Source organism: Collinsella sp. 4_8_47FAA (assembly GCF_000763055.1).
Taxonomy (GTDB): Bacteria; Actinomycetota; Coriobacteriia; order Coriobacteriales; family Coriobacteriaceae; genus Collinsella.
Genome location: NZ_KN214136.1, coordinates 366,084 through 381,780, shown reverse-complemented (window position 1 = coordinate 381,780; position 15,697 = coordinate 366,084). Strand labels below are relative to the sequence as shown.

19 protein-coding genes are annotated in these 15,697 nt (G+C 50.6%); 7 read left to right on the top strand and 12 right to left on the bottom strand.

All coding sequences use genetic code 11. From position 1 onward, the window contains the following. Positions 1–343, top strand: a 343-nt coding sequence (locus tag HMPREF9463_RS08030; RefSeq protein WP_198019962.1) for an ATP-binding protein, incomplete at its 5' end; no start/stop codon positions are given. Between the two features lie 101 nt (positions 344–444). On the opposite strand, the gene HMPREF9463_RS08025 is transcribed toward HMPREF9463_RS08030, so the two are convergent. From HMPREF9463_RS08025 to HMPREF9463_RS08005, 4 genes are all read right to left on the bottom strand, one after another. Further along, on the bottom strand, positions 445–789 hold the full coding sequence (locus HMPREF9463_RS08025; RefSeq protein ID WP_035138306.1) for a DUF3825 domain-containing protein: 345 nt from the start codon (positions 787–789) through the stop codon (positions 445–447). Between the two features lie 45 nt (positions 790–834). Further along, positions 835–1,350, bottom strand: coding sequence for a Fic family protein (locus HMPREF9463_RS10515; protein ID WP_084591843.1), 516 nt, complete (start codon positions 1,348–1,350; stop codon positions 835–837). 242 nt (positions 1,351–1,592) lie between these two features. After that, complete coding sequence (locus tag HMPREF9463_RS08010; RefSeq protein WP_035138303.1) at positions 1,593–2,270, bottom strand: RloB family protein; 678 nt, start codon at positions 2,268–2,270, stop codon at positions 1,593–1,595. Further along, the gene (locus HMPREF9463_RS08005) at positions 2,263–3,558 is read right to left on the bottom strand and encodes an AAA family ATPase (RefSeq protein ID WP_035138302.1); all 1,296 of its coding nucleotides are present in this window, start codon (positions 3,556–3,558) and stop codon (positions 2,263–2,265) included. Before HMPREF9463_RS08005 ends, HMPREF9463_RS08010 begins: the two co-directional genes overlap by 8 nt. A gap of 265 nt (positions 3,559–3,823) precedes the next feature. Between HMPREF9463_RS08005 and HMPREF9463_RS11185 the strand changes: the two genes are divergently transcribed. Beyond that, complete coding sequence (locus tag HMPREF9463_RS11185) at positions 3,824–4,165, top strand: hypothetical protein (RefSeq protein ID WP_035138300.1); 342 nt, start codon at positions 3,824–3,826, stop codon at positions 4,163–4,165. A 154-nt stretch (positions 4,166–4,319) separates the two neighbouring features. Further along, the gene (locus HMPREF9463_RS07995) at positions 4,320–5,474 is read left to right on the top strand and encodes a hypothetical protein (protein ID WP_035138297.1); all 1,155 of its coding nucleotides are present in this window, start codon (positions 4,320–4,322) and stop codon (positions 5,472–5,474) included. A gap of 339 nt (positions 5,475–5,813) precedes the next feature. Here the strand turns inward: HMPREF9463_RS07995 and HMPREF9463_RS07990 are convergent, their stop codons facing one another. From HMPREF9463_RS07990 to HMPREF9463_RS10950, 4 genes are all read right to left on the bottom strand, one after another. Continuing rightward, entirely contained in the window at positions 5,814–6,920 is a 1,107-nt protein-coding gene (locus HMPREF9463_RS07990; protein ID WP_035138294.1) for a hypothetical protein, read from the bottom strand. 331 nt (positions 6,921–7,251) lie between these two features. Next, positions 7,252–8,427: a hypothetical protein gene (locus HMPREF9463_RS07985; protein ID WP_198019961.1), complete on the bottom strand. Its 1,176-nt coding sequence runs from the start codon at positions 8,425–8,427 to the stop codon at positions 7,252–7,254. Then, a complete protein-coding gene (locus tag HMPREF9463_RS07980) occupies positions 8,405–8,983 on the bottom strand; it encodes a hypothetical protein (protein WP_035138290.1) in 579 nt (192 codons plus the stop codon). The genes HMPREF9463_RS07985 and HMPREF9463_RS07980 overlap by 23 nt, the downstream gene beginning before the upstream one ends. Then, positions 8,973–9,779, bottom strand: a complete 807-nt coding sequence (locus tag HMPREF9463_RS10950; RefSeq protein ID WP_148334209.1) for an endonuclease/exonuclease/phosphatase family protein — start codon at positions 9,777–9,779, stop codon at positions 8,973–8,975. The genes HMPREF9463_RS07980 and HMPREF9463_RS10950 overlap by 11 nt, the downstream gene beginning before the upstream one ends. Positions 9,780–10,011: 232 nt before the next feature. Here HMPREF9463_RS10950 and HMPREF9463_RS10945 point away from each other — a divergent pair, with 232 nt between their 5' ends. After that, a complete protein-coding gene (locus tag HMPREF9463_RS10945) occupies positions 10,012–10,188 on the top strand; it encodes a hypothetical protein (RefSeq protein WP_156961418.1) in 177 nt (58 codons plus the stop codon). 566 nt (positions 10,189–10,754) lie between these two features. Here HMPREF9463_RS10945 and HMPREF9463_RS07975 read toward each other — a convergent pair. From HMPREF9463_RS07975 to HMPREF9463_RS07970, 3 genes are all read right to left on the bottom strand, one after another. Continuing rightward, positions 10,755–11,396: a hypothetical protein gene (locus HMPREF9463_RS07975; protein ID WP_035138289.1), complete on the bottom strand. Its 642-nt coding sequence runs from the start codon at positions 11,394–11,396 to the stop codon at positions 10,755–10,757. Positions 11,397–11,619: 223 nt separating this feature from the next. Next, entirely contained in the window at positions 11,620–11,997 is a 378-nt protein-coding gene (locus HMPREF9463_RS10940) for a hypothetical protein (RefSeq protein WP_232219780.1), read from the bottom strand. Further along, positions 11,982–12,446, bottom strand: coding sequence for a hypothetical protein (locus HMPREF9463_RS07970; RefSeq protein ID WP_035138287.1), 465 nt, complete (start codon positions 12,444–12,446; stop codon positions 11,982–11,984). Before HMPREF9463_RS07970 ends, HMPREF9463_RS10940 begins: the two co-directional genes overlap by 16 nt. Before the next feature lie 242 nt (positions 12,447–12,688). On the opposite strand from HMPREF9463_RS07970, the gene HMPREF9463_RS11180 reads away from it, so the two are divergent. The 3 genes from HMPREF9463_RS11180 to HMPREF9463_RS11170 all read left to right on the top strand — a co-directional run bounded on the left by HMPREF9463_RS11180 (position 12,689) and on the right by HMPREF9463_RS11170 (position 14,472). Then, positions 12,689–13,207: a hypothetical protein gene (locus HMPREF9463_RS11180; protein WP_052044167.1), complete on the top strand. Its 519-nt coding sequence runs from the start codon at positions 12,689–12,691 to the stop codon at positions 13,205–13,207. A 111-nt stretch (positions 13,208–13,318) separates the two neighbouring features. Then, positions 13,319–13,756, top strand: a complete 438-nt coding sequence (locus HMPREF9463_RS11175; RefSeq protein ID WP_198019960.1) for a transglutaminase domain-containing protein — start codon at positions 13,319–13,321, stop codon at positions 13,754–13,756. Further along, a complete protein-coding gene (locus HMPREF9463_RS11170) occupies positions 13,747–14,472 on the top strand; it encodes a hypothetical protein (RefSeq protein WP_052044166.1) in 726 nt (241 codons plus the stop codon). The genes HMPREF9463_RS11175 and HMPREF9463_RS11170 overlap by 10 nt, the downstream gene beginning before the upstream one ends. A gap of 220 nt (positions 14,473–14,692) precedes the next feature. On the opposite strand, the gene HMPREF9463_RS07960 is transcribed toward HMPREF9463_RS11170, so the two are convergent. Beyond that, positions 14,693–15,697, bottom strand: a 1,005-nt coding sequence (locus HMPREF9463_RS07960; RefSeq protein ID WP_035138429.1) for an SDR family oxidoreductase, incomplete at its 5' end; no start/stop codon positions are given.

Genomic DNA, 15,697 nt, shown 5'->3' with positions numbered 1-15,697 from the left:
CGTCTCCTCGCTCGTCAAGCCGTCGTGCCTCATCATTGACGAGGTGGGGAGATGCGTCTACGACAGGCCGTGCACCGACCTGTTCTTCGATGTCGTCGACAGGCGCTACGAGAAGGAGGGGCCGAACGCGATGGTCCTCACGAGCAACATCGCCCCGAGCGGGTGGGATGAGTTCTTCACGGGCGACGACACGCTCCTCTGCGCCCTCGACAGGCTGTTCGACAAGGCGTCGGTGTTCGTGATGCGGGGCCCGAGCTACCGCGGCAGGGAGCTTGACACCTACTCGGTGGAGGCCGTCCCCCAGGCGGTGAAGGTGAGGGGGATCCAGCCCGAGGGGATGTAGGAATGCGATAGGAAAGTCATAGATGCGGGCGTGTTGGCTAAAATGGGTCGGCCGGGATTGGTCAATCTCGGCCGACTATATTTGGCTAAATTATTCCGGCGCTAACAAAAGAAGCCCTTCAAAAACCAGCGCTGGCGCGCGTCTGGCTTGGTATTGGGCTCAAACAGGCCGTAGATGGTCTCGTAGCGGCGCGTGTACAGGCCGGTGTTGAATAGGCAGCGATCGTCGTCGAACACCAACGGCAGGTTGGAAGGCGCGGTCTGGTCCACGTCGCGCTCGGTCAGGAACACCGCGCGGCTAAACGAAAACGACAGGTAGTTTTTGAGAATGCGGTTGCCGGGACCCCAGTCCTCGGGATCGGCGAGGTCGACTAGGCGGTCGTAGCAGGGCTCGGGGCAAAACGCAAAGTCGTATACATTGCTGCACAGGGTGTTGGGGATCTCCATGTGGCGTCCAATCAATTGAAAACCGGCGTGTGGGACGCTTTGATTTTATACGTGCGAAGCGTCGTCGGAGCTCACGATGCAATGGCACCTCAGCTCGTTGGCTAGATCGTCGAGCGTGCGGCGTCTGGCAACGAGGTCCTGGATCCAGGCGTAGTACTGGTTGTCTTTGGGTTCGGGGCTGTCGGACAGCACGACCGGAGTGCTGGCGAACCTAAGGACGGACAACGCAAAAACAAGGCTGGTGCGTTTGTTGCCGTCCTCGAAGATGTGGTCCTTGACCATGTGCTTGGCCACGTAGACAACCTGGTCAAAGATGTCCGTGAAACGATAGGCTGGCGATTGGCCGTATATTGTGCAGAACGCGCCCGCAAGCACGGACTCGATGCGTCCGAGCTCGAGCATAGCCCTGTCGCCCGCGGCATCGGTCGTATAGCAGCGTCCGATTGTTAGCAGCGTATTGTGAAGGCGCATGACGGCGCCGGCCATGGCTTCGAGCGAACTGGCATCATCGAGCATGAGCGGCGGGAACGGACGAGCACTCTGCCGCGTAGCCGCCATCATGAGTTCTCCAAGAGCCTGAGCGCGTTGGGCATGCCCGTAATGGTTAACTCAACTGCATGGTCGATCGTCGTAGAGTCGTCGAGCGAAATCGGTAATGTTGAATTTTCCTCGTCCGCTATTGAATGAATTTCTTGTACAGCTCGACCAGCGCCGTCATCTAGCTGAACATAGCTCCAAAGCATTGCTACCTCGTTTATAACTTTTTGAGTTAATATCCTGCCCCTAACGCGGGATGAATCGCACTAGTTACCCGACCCAAATACGTCATCTACAAGATCAGGCAAGTCAGTCCATACTTGATAGGCGACAACGTTGTCCGGATTCATTTCTCTTGCACGACGTTTATCATCCGTATTGTGCTTTGCGGCATTGGTCAAAGCCTGGCCCTTGTTGCCGTCAATCATTTCGAGATTTACCGACTTGAACTTTGACGCGGAGGACCTGTTGGGGTCAGTAGATTTTAGAACGCCAAGGTCGCGCGCTCTTTTCTCACATTGTGGCGTCGATGCAAAAGTTTCCGGGCATGGTGAGACATGATCGATAAGCCATACTTCAAAGCATGGATTGGAGATCGCGAGCCTAACCCCTTTTGTCTTTGCTTCTCGTTCTGCTGCGGCTAGGTTTCTGAATTCATCTGAATCGACTACGATCCATGCGGAACTCAATGCTTCGATTTCGCCTGCTTTAACGGCCTTTTTATCTGAATCGAGCTCTCGCGAAAGCTGCTTGGCCACCTTCAATGGGTCTCCGTCAATATGCCGATACCGCGCGCTTCCGCGAACGTCCATTTCAGTAATAAGGAAGTTAAAGTATTCGGTTTCGGTCACCTTTCCATTGGACACAATTAGGTGGCGCTTTCGCTTGGCTCTTGTCTGCTTTTTGCGGCCGCGAGCAAGTCCCCTCCTTTCTGTTTTAGCCATCTATGTCAGCACCTTCCTTCATGAGTTGGGCCACAAGTTGATGAAAGCTTGGGTTGGGCAGCGGCACATAGACACCGTTTAAGTAATTGCGCCCCAGATTCTCATTTGCACGAGGCGAATACTCCATCGCAGCAATTAATTGCGAAGCACCTTCAGAGTCCTTTTCCACAAACCAGACCTGGTCACGTTCAAGCACCTCTTCCATAGGGCTGGTTCGCGTCATCAAGGTGACATCATGGGTCGAGAAGATTAGCTGCGCGCCCTTTGGATTTGTGTCGGGATCGGCGAACAGTGAGACGAAGTCGCGCAGGAGCGTGGGATGAAGGCTCGAATCAAGCTCGTCAATTACTGTTGTGGCCCCACTGCTTAAAGAACGTAAGGCTACCGAGAAAAACGCCAGCGCAGCTTTTGTGCCCTCCGATTCATGGGCGGAGCCCAGCCAAAAGCCATCTCCCGAGCCTTTATGGTGGAAGACTAGGTCATAAGCGAACGACAATTTAAAGTCTTCTGCAATTTTATTACGTGCCTCTTCCGGAATCTCATCGAGTCCAATGAGTGATTCTTTTAAACCCATGACGCCTTCCGATTGACGGACATCCATGCCGTCAATTCCGATATCAGCATATTTAATGAGCTGAGATAGCATCTGAGCTCGTGCGTCATCGTTGATAAACAGCTTTTTTATGGTGGCGAGTTCTGCTAGATAATGCGTTGCATCATAGAGATTGATGTCATTGGCAAGAGCTGTGAATACGGGTTGAATTACATCACTTCCAGCCGCCGCTGCGGCAGATAAGAACAAAGAATTATTGCGCGTGATATCCCAAAGTTGTTTTTTTGCACCTGTAAAGGTGCTACCAAATTTAATTGACTGTTCCCCGTTTATCGAAGAGCGGTCATAGAGAAGGGACGGCTGTTTTGATCGATACACAGTGAGGTTTTCATATGTAACCTCATTTTTGTTCACACCAAATGAAAACTCATACTTTAAGTTGCTAGCGATAAAATCTATCGAGAATTCTGTGTCACTTGATCGCGATTCCGAGTCAAGTAAAAAGGGGACGATGGGTATTTGAGAATTCGCATCGCCTGCCGCATAACCTGTACGAATAAAGTAAGAGACAAAGTAAAGAGCATTTAGGAAATTTGATTTGCCTGACGCGTTTGCGCCGTAAACCGCAGCCACTCGCACAGGCCCAAGTTCCTTTTTGCTCGAAATCGGTTCAAACGAGAACTGTTGAGCATCTCGAAAGCTCTGAAAGTTCTTAAATGAAAAATTGAGGATCATCTTCAGAGTCCTTTTCAAAAAAGTTGATTCACCGCAGACATTCTTTAATAACAAGGAAAATTATATTGTTCTAAAACCATTATATGTTAGTTTCGAACAAATATCTACTTTAAATTGAGATTCAAACTAAAGGTCTCAGCAAGTCCATACAACATAATGTCTGAAACTGATTTTCTACACTGCTTTTAAGAACAATTTTTAATGATGTCCGCACGCGGCTTTAGATTTCTTTTGTCCATCAGAGCTGTAAAACGAAAGGGACGAAATGTTGTTTTGCAAGGACGGGTCCAGTTGGCTGGATGTTATAGATGATGCAGGCGTTCTGGTTCGCCGCCTAGAAATACTTGAGAACCTTCTCCGAAAGTGCACCTTCGATATGCCGAGAACAGAATGCAAGTTCGTGGATGATACCGCTGAGGGATATGACGGAAGCGAAATGTTGCTGTTTCTCGATGAGTCTTTATTGGAGTTAATTGAAGGCTATAGAACTCAGATTGAGAAATACAAAGTTGCATCTAAAAGGGGTCAGACCGACTTTGGAACTAGCACAAGCTTAGGAAGAAAGAAATCGAGGATCCCCGCTATTCAAATTGATAAAGCAGCATAATTAATTTGAATTTGGGTAGGGCTGAAAGGTAACACGGAGGTCATACCTTAACCCTGTTTGCCCTCGTCATTCATTCACTTGTGACGAGGGCCTCGCACCTTCTATAAGAGCGCGAGTTGAATTATGTTTTACTTATAAGGGCGGAGGATCCGGCATGAGCAAGAACAAAAGCGACCAGAACGCGCACGAAGAGCAAGTGTTCAATGATGTTCTTAAGCTGTCGATGGTCTCGGGTGGTTACAAGAAGAAAGCTGCCTTGAAGGTGGGTGGATCTATTAACGCAGGCAGCGAGTGCCCTGATATTGTTATTACCCGCGAAAATGGATCCATTGTTGGTTTGGAACATTTTAGAATCGACCATAACATCAAACATGGTCGAAACGCTCAATCAAAATCTGCTGAGCTCACATCGGCGATGAAGGCTGACTATGAAAAGCTGGTGCCAAGGCTTAAAGTCGACAGCGTATCGTCGGAGGAAATGGCGAGTTTAGCCGCAAACTATGTCTCATTGGCCAAATATCATCAAAGCTGTGCATGTTGCGATGATTTGACGCGCTCTCTAGATGCCCGATTGTTTGGTGGAAAAACAGGCCATGCTAGCAAATTACCTAAATACCGCAATCACCTTACTGAACTTAGCGGTGATGATGGACGCATTGAATTGGGTTATCTAATTGAAATTCATTCAGATTTTCAGGGATTATTCATGCACGATGGAACAAGAGTAGCCCGCCTCGTCAGTGGGCAATGCCCACTTTATGCGGAAATTTACGATCTTCTTTTCAAGGCATCTTGCGAGGTCGATTGGATCCTAATAGGTTTTTACCCATGCCTGACTGACCAGATCGTGAATGCCGCCATCATAGATTGCCGTAACAATATGTTTAAGGAGAGCTGCCGCAGGCAGCGTCTTAAAAGAACGGAATATTTAGGTCTAGGTAAAACAGAACCCTTTCTCAAGCAAAGCAGAGTCGGAGAAACAGAAATTGAGCTTTGCGGAGATAAGGTAAATATCAAAATCGAAAACCCCGCTGAAGGGATTTCCCCTGATCTCCTATTTTGCACTGCGATAAATGGTGCTGCAAGAGCATTAAATCTTGATAGAAGCGGCGAATCGTATACAACAACTATTTCTGTTCAACTGATTTACGAACTCGTGCGGATGAGGAGTAAGAAGATACGAGGCATCGTAACACTCTATGACGTTATGCGGCTGCTTGCAGAGTTTGAGCCAGCTATGTTAAAAGAGGAAATCGAGAGTTTTAGTGAACGGTATAACATTTCCGAAACACCAGACTTTTGCTTATAGACAATCCGGGATGTCACTAAAAAGCCAGCTCATACAGCTCACCAATGAGTTCGGTTTAGTATTTGCCCGCTTTGGCACCGCCGAATATTGCGAAGCAACTCTGATGGTTTTTCGCTTGGGCACCAAGGTCGACAAAGATCCCGGTGCCCCTTCGTTGCCTTCAGTCCAAACTGCGACATTATTGAATGCTTGTATCACTCATGTGGACCTGGGTCGCATGTCGCGATTCAGCCCATGGTCGCGTCCGTATGGCCCCGCCTTCGATTATTGGGTGCCAATAAACAAACAAGCAAATAGTTATACCTTGTAGATGTCCCTTTCTTCCAAATGGCAGCTATCTCAACAACGACATGCGGTAGCTAGAGACACTATACCAAGAAGGAAAAGCGTCACGGAAGCGGCGATCCAGTTGTTGTCGGCAGTCTTGGGGAGTGTCGCCGCAGTCGCAGCGGCGGTTTTTGGTTTGGAGGACGCGGTCACCGTGGTCTTGGTCACCGTCGTCTTGGTCGTTATGTTTGTCTTGGGCGATGTGGCCGCAGGCTTCACCGCGGGATCCGTCGTCGGCCCCACACCGGGCTGCCCAGCAGCAGGACCGGCACCACCAGCAGTTTCACCAGCCCCACCACCTGGCACCTCGCGCCCGTCGGTCTCCCCCGTCGGCGGCGTGGCCACATCGGGCTCAACCACCACATGCGCGGCCACGGCCCCGTCGGCATCCACCACGCCACCAGCACCAAAGGCCCCGCCAGTGGGCATCACAAATCGCGCGGACACAAGCGACCCGCCTAAGCACGCGACGCCGCCATCGGCTCCGGCCGCATCAAGCCACGATGCGTCGACGGAAAGCCGACAGCCGGCCGCACCATCGCCTAGGCCAGCATCCTGCAGATACACGCCGTAGGCGCGCACACCCGCTCCGGACCCGGAGCCCGCGGCAACGACGCGTCCGCCGCCGCGCACGGCCATGTCGCCTGCGATCACGCCGGCGACCGCCTCGTCCGCAATATCGGCGCCGTCTGCCCGGGCATCGACGGTGCATCCGTCCACCACGAGCGCCTGCGAAACGTGGATCCCGCACTGCGAGCCCGTCGCCGTCAGGGTCCCGGTGCCGCGAAGCGTCAGGTTGCCCCACACCTCCATGCCGCACAGCGTGATGTCCGCATCGGGCGCATGCGACTCCGTCACGGAGTTCTGCCCGGTAAGCGTCAGCACCAGGTCGCCTTCGGCGCCGATGGCCTCGCCCGCGTAGCCGTTAAGCTCCAGGTGGTCGGCATCGGTCCAGGCCCAGCCGGGGCCCGACGCGCCCGGCTCGTAGTACGTCGCGCCCGCGATGATGAGGCTCTCCGCGCCCGCAGCATAAGAAGGCCCGCCCAGCAAAACGCATAGGCAGGCCATGGCAACAATCGCAATGTAATGACAGCTGGTGTAGGACTCGGCAGCAAACATACCCGCTCCGATCTTCGCAGAGCCAATAGAATGTGCACCAGAAAATGCCCTGGTAGCAGCTGCTATAAGTTTAGCGAGATCAAGCCGTAAACAAGGAAAATGTCCCTGAGCAGCGCCAATAATTAGGTGTAAATCGTTTTGCCAGTCGGTGAATGGAAGGGTTGTTTAAGACCAGTATGAAAACGCCCTTAGTCTTCGAACGTTTGATGACGCCCCGAATGAAATCAAAAAGAAAGTTGTTGGAACTGGGCTTCTTCTTGAGCGGGAAGGACCGACAGTGTGAATTTAAGATTTGGGTAATTTGTGCTCTAAGATCAGACTAAAGAGATAGTCATCCCAGCCATCCTAGTGGTCTTTTAGTCGGTTTATAGTTCGGAAATGATATTAATTCAGAAATTGAATCTATCAATTTGTCTCTCACCCTAAACAGTTCACATCCGTATTCAAGAGCTGACATCCCAGCAACTGTTTCAGAAGCTACGCTCATAACGGTCCAAGGGTCAGAACCATCCATCTCTATAGGAACAATTTTGTCGGTAAAGTCGTAATGCATCATGGCGTTACGTAGCGGATGTGTCTTATTAATAAACTTCTTTTCATCTCGATTCAAGAGTCTACTGACAGAATTTAAAAAGTCAGTTGGAATTGTTGACTTATCCCCCTTTTTACGATGGTAACCAGAGAAGCGCTCAATGGCTCTCCAAGCGTGATCTAGTGTTAGGGAGGAATACTTCAGCCATGCCGCATCGTTGAAATAACCCGCGGATCTCAGCGCACATACTGAGCTTAGTAACATAAGGAGTTCAGAAAAGAAAAAGATAATTGAATCGTCATGAATGCCCTGCTTTTCTAGGGATGCAGTTAGTTTTCCATATTTCCAGTCATTTGCTTTTACGTGAAACCGATGGGTTTGATACATCTCCGGTGACGGGAAATAGCTCTTTGCGAATTCCAAAAGGACCCTCCCGGACTTCCCTGTCGAAAATCCAATTTGGTCCTCATACTTATGTTCGTCTGTGCCTAATAGGTCAGGGCTATCCTGTGTAAACAGGTGGGTAGACGAGTAGCTAGCATAAATGGGGGCATCTTCGTAATAAGAAATGCCAACGTTTGTTCTCCCCCAATCGATCCAAGATCCCGTCTTTTTGTTAAAGAGGTAAAACTGCTTGTTGAGGTGTTCGATCACCTTATTTGCTTGGCAAGAATAGGCTTCAAAATCAAAATGCTTTGAGTCTAGAGACTTAGTCATATGTCTTATAGAAGTTAGTCGCGCATCTTCTGTGGGTAGACCAAGCCCCAACTTTCTATTGAGAAAGGGAATTGCATCATGTTCTGCAATTGTTAGAAAAGGTAATGCCGTGAGTATGAGACACGGAGAATTATCTGGAAATCGTTCATGTTGGTCCAGCAATCGTCCGAGAAATATGCCTTCTTCTATTATGAGCTGAAGACTAAATGAATCCCTAGATAGTAATGAGTTCGCGTTATTCATCATTAGCATCTGCATGCAATGCGCTTTCCGATTCAATCATCTTATGGACGATAAACTTCATTTTCTCATTCCTAGAAATGATAATTTCCAAGCAACTTTTAAGCTCGTTGTCATTTTGAACAACAATTGACCCTTTATGCTTGGAAACTGCAATTCCATCGGGGTACAAATCCCTTGTTTGACAGAATATGTCCTCATCTAAGACTAATTCAATTGGATAGACGGCGCCTAATTTCATTGTTAGGATCCTGAATTTGTACTGCGTCGTGAAAAGATCAAAAGCATAATCGGAAGGCGAATAAGAGTCGTTAACATCGCTGAGCTTCAAGGCGGTTTTCTCTACTTTTATTGGTTTTGGGCTACCGAATTGCAGCTTCATTTCTTGAGTGCTCCACATACTGCCCGTTGTTTTGGTGGTAAAAGCAAGTTTGACAAAACGAGCTTCAATCAGACCTCGGGATGCAGCTTTTACATCCTCGCACTGTCCCTGCATGATCGATTCGACGTTCTCGGCAGAATTCGCCAAGGGTTGATCAATTATGCCCGTCCAGAAATTTTCTTTACCTACCATGACAATTCCCCATTTCCATGGTTACCAAAAGTGGCAAATGGTCACTATATTTTGAGCACGGCTGTGATCTAACAATAAGTTTAGTATCGCCAATTTGATGAAGATAGCGACAATCGACAATGCAGTCAGCCAGTTGCCAATCTACAACGATTTGATCGAGAGAATGCCAATAATAAGTGCAGTCTCCCGAGCTCCAATAAAATGAACCCTGATTAGAATTGGACTCTGATAAAAATTCTAGCGCAGGGTTATACGTTATTGGAAAAGCAGAACCATCACTATTTCTGACTTTTAGTCTCATTGCAACCTCTTTAAAAAAGGTCGAGTTTAAGGAATTGAGCTTTACCATTTCAGGGTCGAATGGATTGCAATTAAAAGCACCTAAAAGCATGTTAACACTGCCGGGGTGCAACTTTTTTATTGTATTCAGTTCGCTCACGAGTTGTTGGATAGTTCTTTCGCGATGATGACCCAGTGGATCATTGCGCTTGTCCGGCAGGTGGACAACTGAGATATTCACGGGGATATCGTCAAGGTTCAAAGTGCAGGTAAGATTATTTACCACCGCAGAGGCTTCTTGCCAGCGAATTGTTCTCTTGACAAGCATACTCGTTTTCACTTTTCCATCAATTGTTTCCACTGTTTGATAATGATCATCAAGCAGCTCGGCCAATCGCTGAAAGTCTAATTGGTCAACCTCGGCAAAAGCCGCCACGTCAACGTCATTCAATTGAATAGCAGCGTAAATAAGATCTGCAAGACTCTTGCGAGCTAAATTCCAAAAGAATAATCGCAAAACCTCACCTGGCTGTTCCTAGGAAATGAAACCATCAAATCAAATATACTCTACACTTCAAAGGTCTTTGCCGACTAATTTCACTGCGTTTCTTACAGCTTAGATAACAGGTGATAATTCGGGGACCGAAAGGCCCCCCGAACGCCATGCTCTTCCCAGCCAAACAGAGAATTTGCCCGAGTGCCCACACGAATCTATGTTTGGTGATAAACCCCTTTGGGGGGTCGGGCGCATGGGACAGATCTATATGGGAAGAGAGAACCCCTTCGGGGAGCTTGTGGTGGTCCTCACCGCCGACGAGTTCTTGCTGCTCAGAAAGGCCGATGACGAGAGGCGCTGCCGCGATGAGGTCGGTGTCGGCAAGCTCTCCGAGAACGCCGTGGCTTATCTGCCGGACCCGGAGTACTAGGAGCGCGGCGTGCACGGCGCCTAGAGGGACGGGTCTATCGCGGCCGAGGTACCGAGATGGCACTGCCGCTGCTGCGACAGGGGGTTACCTTCCTCACGGGTAACGTTCTCGAGCATTGTCGCAAGTCGCTCGCCACGGTAACCGGCTACCAGGACCGGTTCGCGCTGTGCGACACCATCAGGGTTGACGACCTAGTATTACCGACCCGATTGCTTATACCTTAATTCTGGCTCGGATTTACGTAACTAATACGAGCCAGTTAAAATGCGCCTATTATATTGAAGTCTGAGAGAAACAGGGCCATCGCACTCCCCAGATGTCACTAAATAGGTCTCACGCGTACGCCTTGTCTCCGCTATGAGCTTGTCAGTTTAAGTAGACTTAATCATGCCCCCGTGAGACATATCCTTAAAGTAATTACATCTATCCTAAAAGTTCTCCAACGGCAGGTGAAGGTCATCAAATGAACCACCAGGAGCATTCAAACTACGTCATGAGATAGCTTGCTTGGACTATCGGTAGATAAGGAGTGCTGCTACAAATCAACATGTAAACCATCGAATCTCTCAGCGCCATATAGGGCCTGCTAGCTGTATTTGCCGCTGAATTGCACCCCGCTTGTTTTGCTGACATAGAGTCTTGTATGAAGTGGCAAGAACGTCTTCTTTTTCAAAGAGATCTTGCCGTTGTTCGGGCTCATGTAACTGTTCAGAAGCCTGTTCAAGCGTCCATTGATATACCTTTGCACTCTGAGACATTTTATTTAATAGAATCTGATACTGATACATTGAAAACAAAAGGGATTGATAAGCTTCTATGAATTCGGCTATTGCGTCTCCACTCTTTCCTTTGAAGCAAAATCTCGCCTCCATGGCGAGCGATTTCATTTCATCAAGCTTTAAATGCAATTTAAGTTGAGGGTCGGCATCTAACACATGATTTATTGAGGCTGAAATTGATTGCAAGTACGTGGTGTTAGTTAGCCAAACAAATAGCCGGTCGATAGCCAGTTGCGGTACGTCGTTATGCTCCAAGTTCTTCGCGTTTTTTGCGTAAACACTCACGAGTTTATCGACGGTTATCCATATGTTTATCCGTCGATTGAATAGAGACTGTTTATTGCTGAGACGAGCTTGGTAACAAGAAATTAGCAACGCGATGATTGCCACAATCGCTGAGATGTACTCAGGTAGATTTGTTAGACCCATTGTCTCCTCCTCCCTTGACACGTACCGCAGTGGATGATGTCTCCAGTTAAGCAGTCGTCCACTTACACCTTTTCCTTGAAGTTTATCTGGAACAGCTTTCGAGTCTAATTTCAGTATTGGCCCTATTCTTGTTTCCACGGCTGCTAACAATCGGTAATGAAAACCGGCGCATCTTGCCATAGGCAAACGCGGAGCTATCTTTGGGTTACGCATGGTTGTCGACTTAGGAAAGCTCAATCGAGCTCTCTGCAACCTCAATACCGGGTGCGTACTTCTCTATCAACGTGTTCAGAATCACGCGGTTGCCAGGTGTCATTTTTGGCGAAGAAACGATCTTCATTGACGAAAAAGCTTCATCGGAGATAACAAGATCGTAATAGGGTGGGATTCCGGGATCGCATTTATCGAGTATGACATCATTTGCTCTGACAATCTGATCTAGTCGTCCGTTTATTACGGAATCGATACCTATGGGAACAGCTGTCAAGATATAGCGCCATTCTTTCTGATACGACCATGCAGTTGTTTTGTGAACTCCAAGTGCATTTAAATCAGCCACGAGTCCGCCGTTTCCAAATGTGTTAATTACCTTTGGAAACAAAAGAGACTCATCATTTGTGTATTCAACCTCGTGAAGAATCTCACGATCACGAGCCGTTTCAAAAAAATGGTAATTCTTATCCCAAAAGTCCTCGAGGGGCAGATGAAGCCCATCAAATGAACCACCAAGGGCTTTAAAACCGCTTCACTTGATAACATATTGAGGCTGTCATTTGAAACAGAGTACTGCTTAAACGGATGGCTCTTCATCTGGATTCTTACTCCACATTCAGCTCCAGCATACTCGCGCCACATGGGGATGCTCTCCTCATCAGAAGAGGTCCAACAACTGACGAGCTTCATTTTTCCAAGATTTTGAGAGTCCGCTGAACGCTGTTCTTGTGGGTCATCAACCTTATCTAACCGGCTGAACCTGATAGTCCGATTATGCAGAATCAAGGCCAGCGTATCTAGGCTTGCATAATGATAGAGAACGGCGGGTGCTTCCATGTTTGGCTCCAAACTATAACAATGAGTCCATATCACTGTTCATCAGAATTTATAGACATGATTACGAAAAATCAATCAGTGCCAAACTGTCCCAAGTACGCCTCTCCCCTCCCCGACTTTGTCCAAAAAGTTCGCTGTTGTTGACTGGTGTTACCGTAAAATTAACCCACTTACATATACACGGAGTGTTGGCCTGGCGCCGCCTCCGGGCCTTGGCGCCCACCTTATCGAGAGGCACCGATATGAAACGAGTCTTTTACCGCTCGCTCTGCGCGTTTCTTTGCGTATCTATGCTTAGCGCAGCAATACCTGCAAGGGTTATAGCGGAAGAAGAACGGCGGCAAGAAAACACCCTAGAGCAGGTTGATACTGGTGCAGCGGACAATTCGGGCGGCAGCGTAACAAGCGACATCGATACAAGCGAGATCGGCAATGAGTCCATCAAAAATGATTCCTATCTTGCGAATCAAATTTCACATCAGGCGGAACCTCAGGTTTCCCTAGCTTCCGATATGTCTCCTGATTCGGAACAAGCCATAAAGGCCGCAGTAAGTGGATATCAGCACAGCGATAGCGACACCAGCGGCAGTGTCACCCTCACCGTCGAATGGAACGAGCCAGTACTTGGACAGCCAACGACCTTCCATGTAAGCGCAACAGGTGGCAGTGGCAGCTATCTATTCCGCATGGATGCGCCCTCTTACTCCAACCCCAACGAGTACGCCTATGAGTCGGTCGCCGATCCAAGTCGCGGAGAGTAGATTAAGTACACCGACGCGTGCGTTAGCCACGACTTTACGTTCACAACGACGGCTACCGGATCATATAACTTCCGCTTTTACCTCATAGACAAGGCGTCGGGCGTTTACTACTTGCGCACCAACACGTATATCCAGGTTGCAGATGATGGGCATCCCAGCGTTGCGAGCATTGTTAATAAAGCAGTGTCCCATGCCAAGCAAAACACAAATGGCTCTGAATACGAAATGGCCCTATATCTTAATGACTGGCTTCTCGATCGGCTTGAGTACGACAACTCGCTCAAGTGGGCATCTGCCGAGAGTGCCCTCACGCGCGGACTGGGCACCTGTCAGGCGTATGAAAGCGCCTATTCCAAGCTGCTCACCGCTGCCGGCATCACTAATTCGGAGACCCGCGATATCTATGACGGCCACACCTGGATGCCGTCAAGCTCGACGGAAAATGGTACCAGGTCGACTGCACCTGGGACGACACATCCGACAACTTCTATTGCGACCTTGACCAGCGCCACCTGTACTTCTGTATCACCGATGATCTCATGGCAATAGCGCACAAAGGACACGCCAAAATCTACACTGCCGACGGGTACGCCACTCGCTCGACGAGCCTTAAAGACAACTACTTCGTTCACAACGGCAAGGCCGACGAATGGGCCGCCAAGTACGCCGATCGCATCCAGCAGCACCGTGACGCAAAGGAGAACAAGTTCTCTATCGACGCCGACAACCAGTCCTTCCCGCCCAGCATCAGTGGCATCCAGAACGGTATCATGGCCTTTGCGATGAACCTGCGCGAGTGGAAGACGACCGACGCCAAGGCCGATCTTGCTGCCAATTCCATCGTTGCCATGCAATCCGGTTACAAGTGGATATCAAGGTTCGACTTCTACGCCACCTGGAAGGAGCCCGCATCCTACACGATCCGCTATCACGGGTCGGACGCGGCGCCCGCCGACGTCGTCGGTGCTGGGCTTCTCCGGCGGGCCGATGGAGTTCGCGGGCTGGAAGGCCCACCGCGACTGCGACGACGCGTGGTTCGTCATCGACGCCGCGGGCAACGGCAGGTGGGCGAAGCTGGACGGCGGGGCGCTGCCGGAGGGGTGGAGCTTCTACCGCTAAGTCAACGGGGGAAAGGTGTCGGACACGGCCCCCTCGGGCAACGTGGACTTCTACGCCACCTGGATAGAAAACAAGGAATACGCCTAGACCATTCCGGTGCCATTTGTTTTTTCGGCCATGTCGTTGATAAAACAGTAAGCAAATAGCTGGTCTTAAGTCATTTGCTTCAGGTTCTAGCATTTTATCTAAACTCGGTAGTAAATAAATAATTAAGCAAGGTCCTCTTCTAAGAACCTGGTCGTAATTGTAGGGCTTACGGTAAACCATGCGATATCTGCCGCTTTTTTGCAGCGGGGCTATACGCCAGGCATAAGAAAAGCCGCCGTTAACAAGCGGCGGCTTTTACTCTCGAAAAGTTAATAGCGACTAGAGCGTCTTGATGTACTCCCCCAGCTCTTCCTCCCAGTCGGGCATGTGGAACCCGACCGACTCGAGTTTGGACAGGTCGAGCGCGGAGTGGACCGGGCGCGGGGCGATCGGATCGGAGGCCTCGGCGTAGTAGTCGGCGGTCGATACCGGCACGACCCTGTCGCCGTTGCCGTTGGCGGCCTCGAAGACGGCGCGGGCGATGTCCGCCCAGGACTTCACGGCGCCGGAGCCGGTGCAGTCGTAGGTGCCGTAGGGGGCCTTCGCATCCAGCACGTGGAAGATGGCCTCCGCCATGTCGCGCGTGAAGGTCAGGCGGCCCAGCTGGTCGTCCACGACGGTGACCTGCGCGAGCCTGTCCTCGGGGTCGGCGACGCGGTCTGAGAGTGCCTTCATGGTCTTGACGAAGTTGTGGCCCTCGCCGATGACCCAGGAGCTGCGCATGATGTAGTGGCGCGGGCAGCCGGCCACGGCGATGTCGCCGGCGGCCTTGGTCTGGCCGTAGACGGACAGTGGGCTGAGGGGCTCCTCCTCGTCATGCACCTCGGCGGTGCCGTCGAAGACGTAGTCGGAGGACACGTGGACGAGCGTGATCCCGTGCTCGGCGCAGGTGCGGGCGAGGAGCGCCGGGCCGGTCGCGTTGGCCTTCCAGGCGATGACACGGCCCTCGGGGGTCTCCGCTTTATCCACGGCCGTGTAGGCGCCGCAGTTGATCACGGTGCCGTAGAGCGACCAGTCGTACTGCGCGTAGGCGTCCGGGTCGGACATGTCGAAGGTGTCGATTTCGCAGAAGTCGAAGTCCTTCGCCACGCCGCGCTCCTCGGCGAGCGCGCGCACCGCACGGCCCAGCTGGCCGTTGCAGCCGGTGACGAGGGTGCGCCTGGGCGCCATGGGGACGACGTCGGCGAGCATCGGGTGGTTGAGGTCGGCCTCGGAGACGGTGGCCTGGTCCAGCGGGATGGGCCACTGGATGGCGAGCTCGGGGTCGGCGAGGTTCACGTAAGG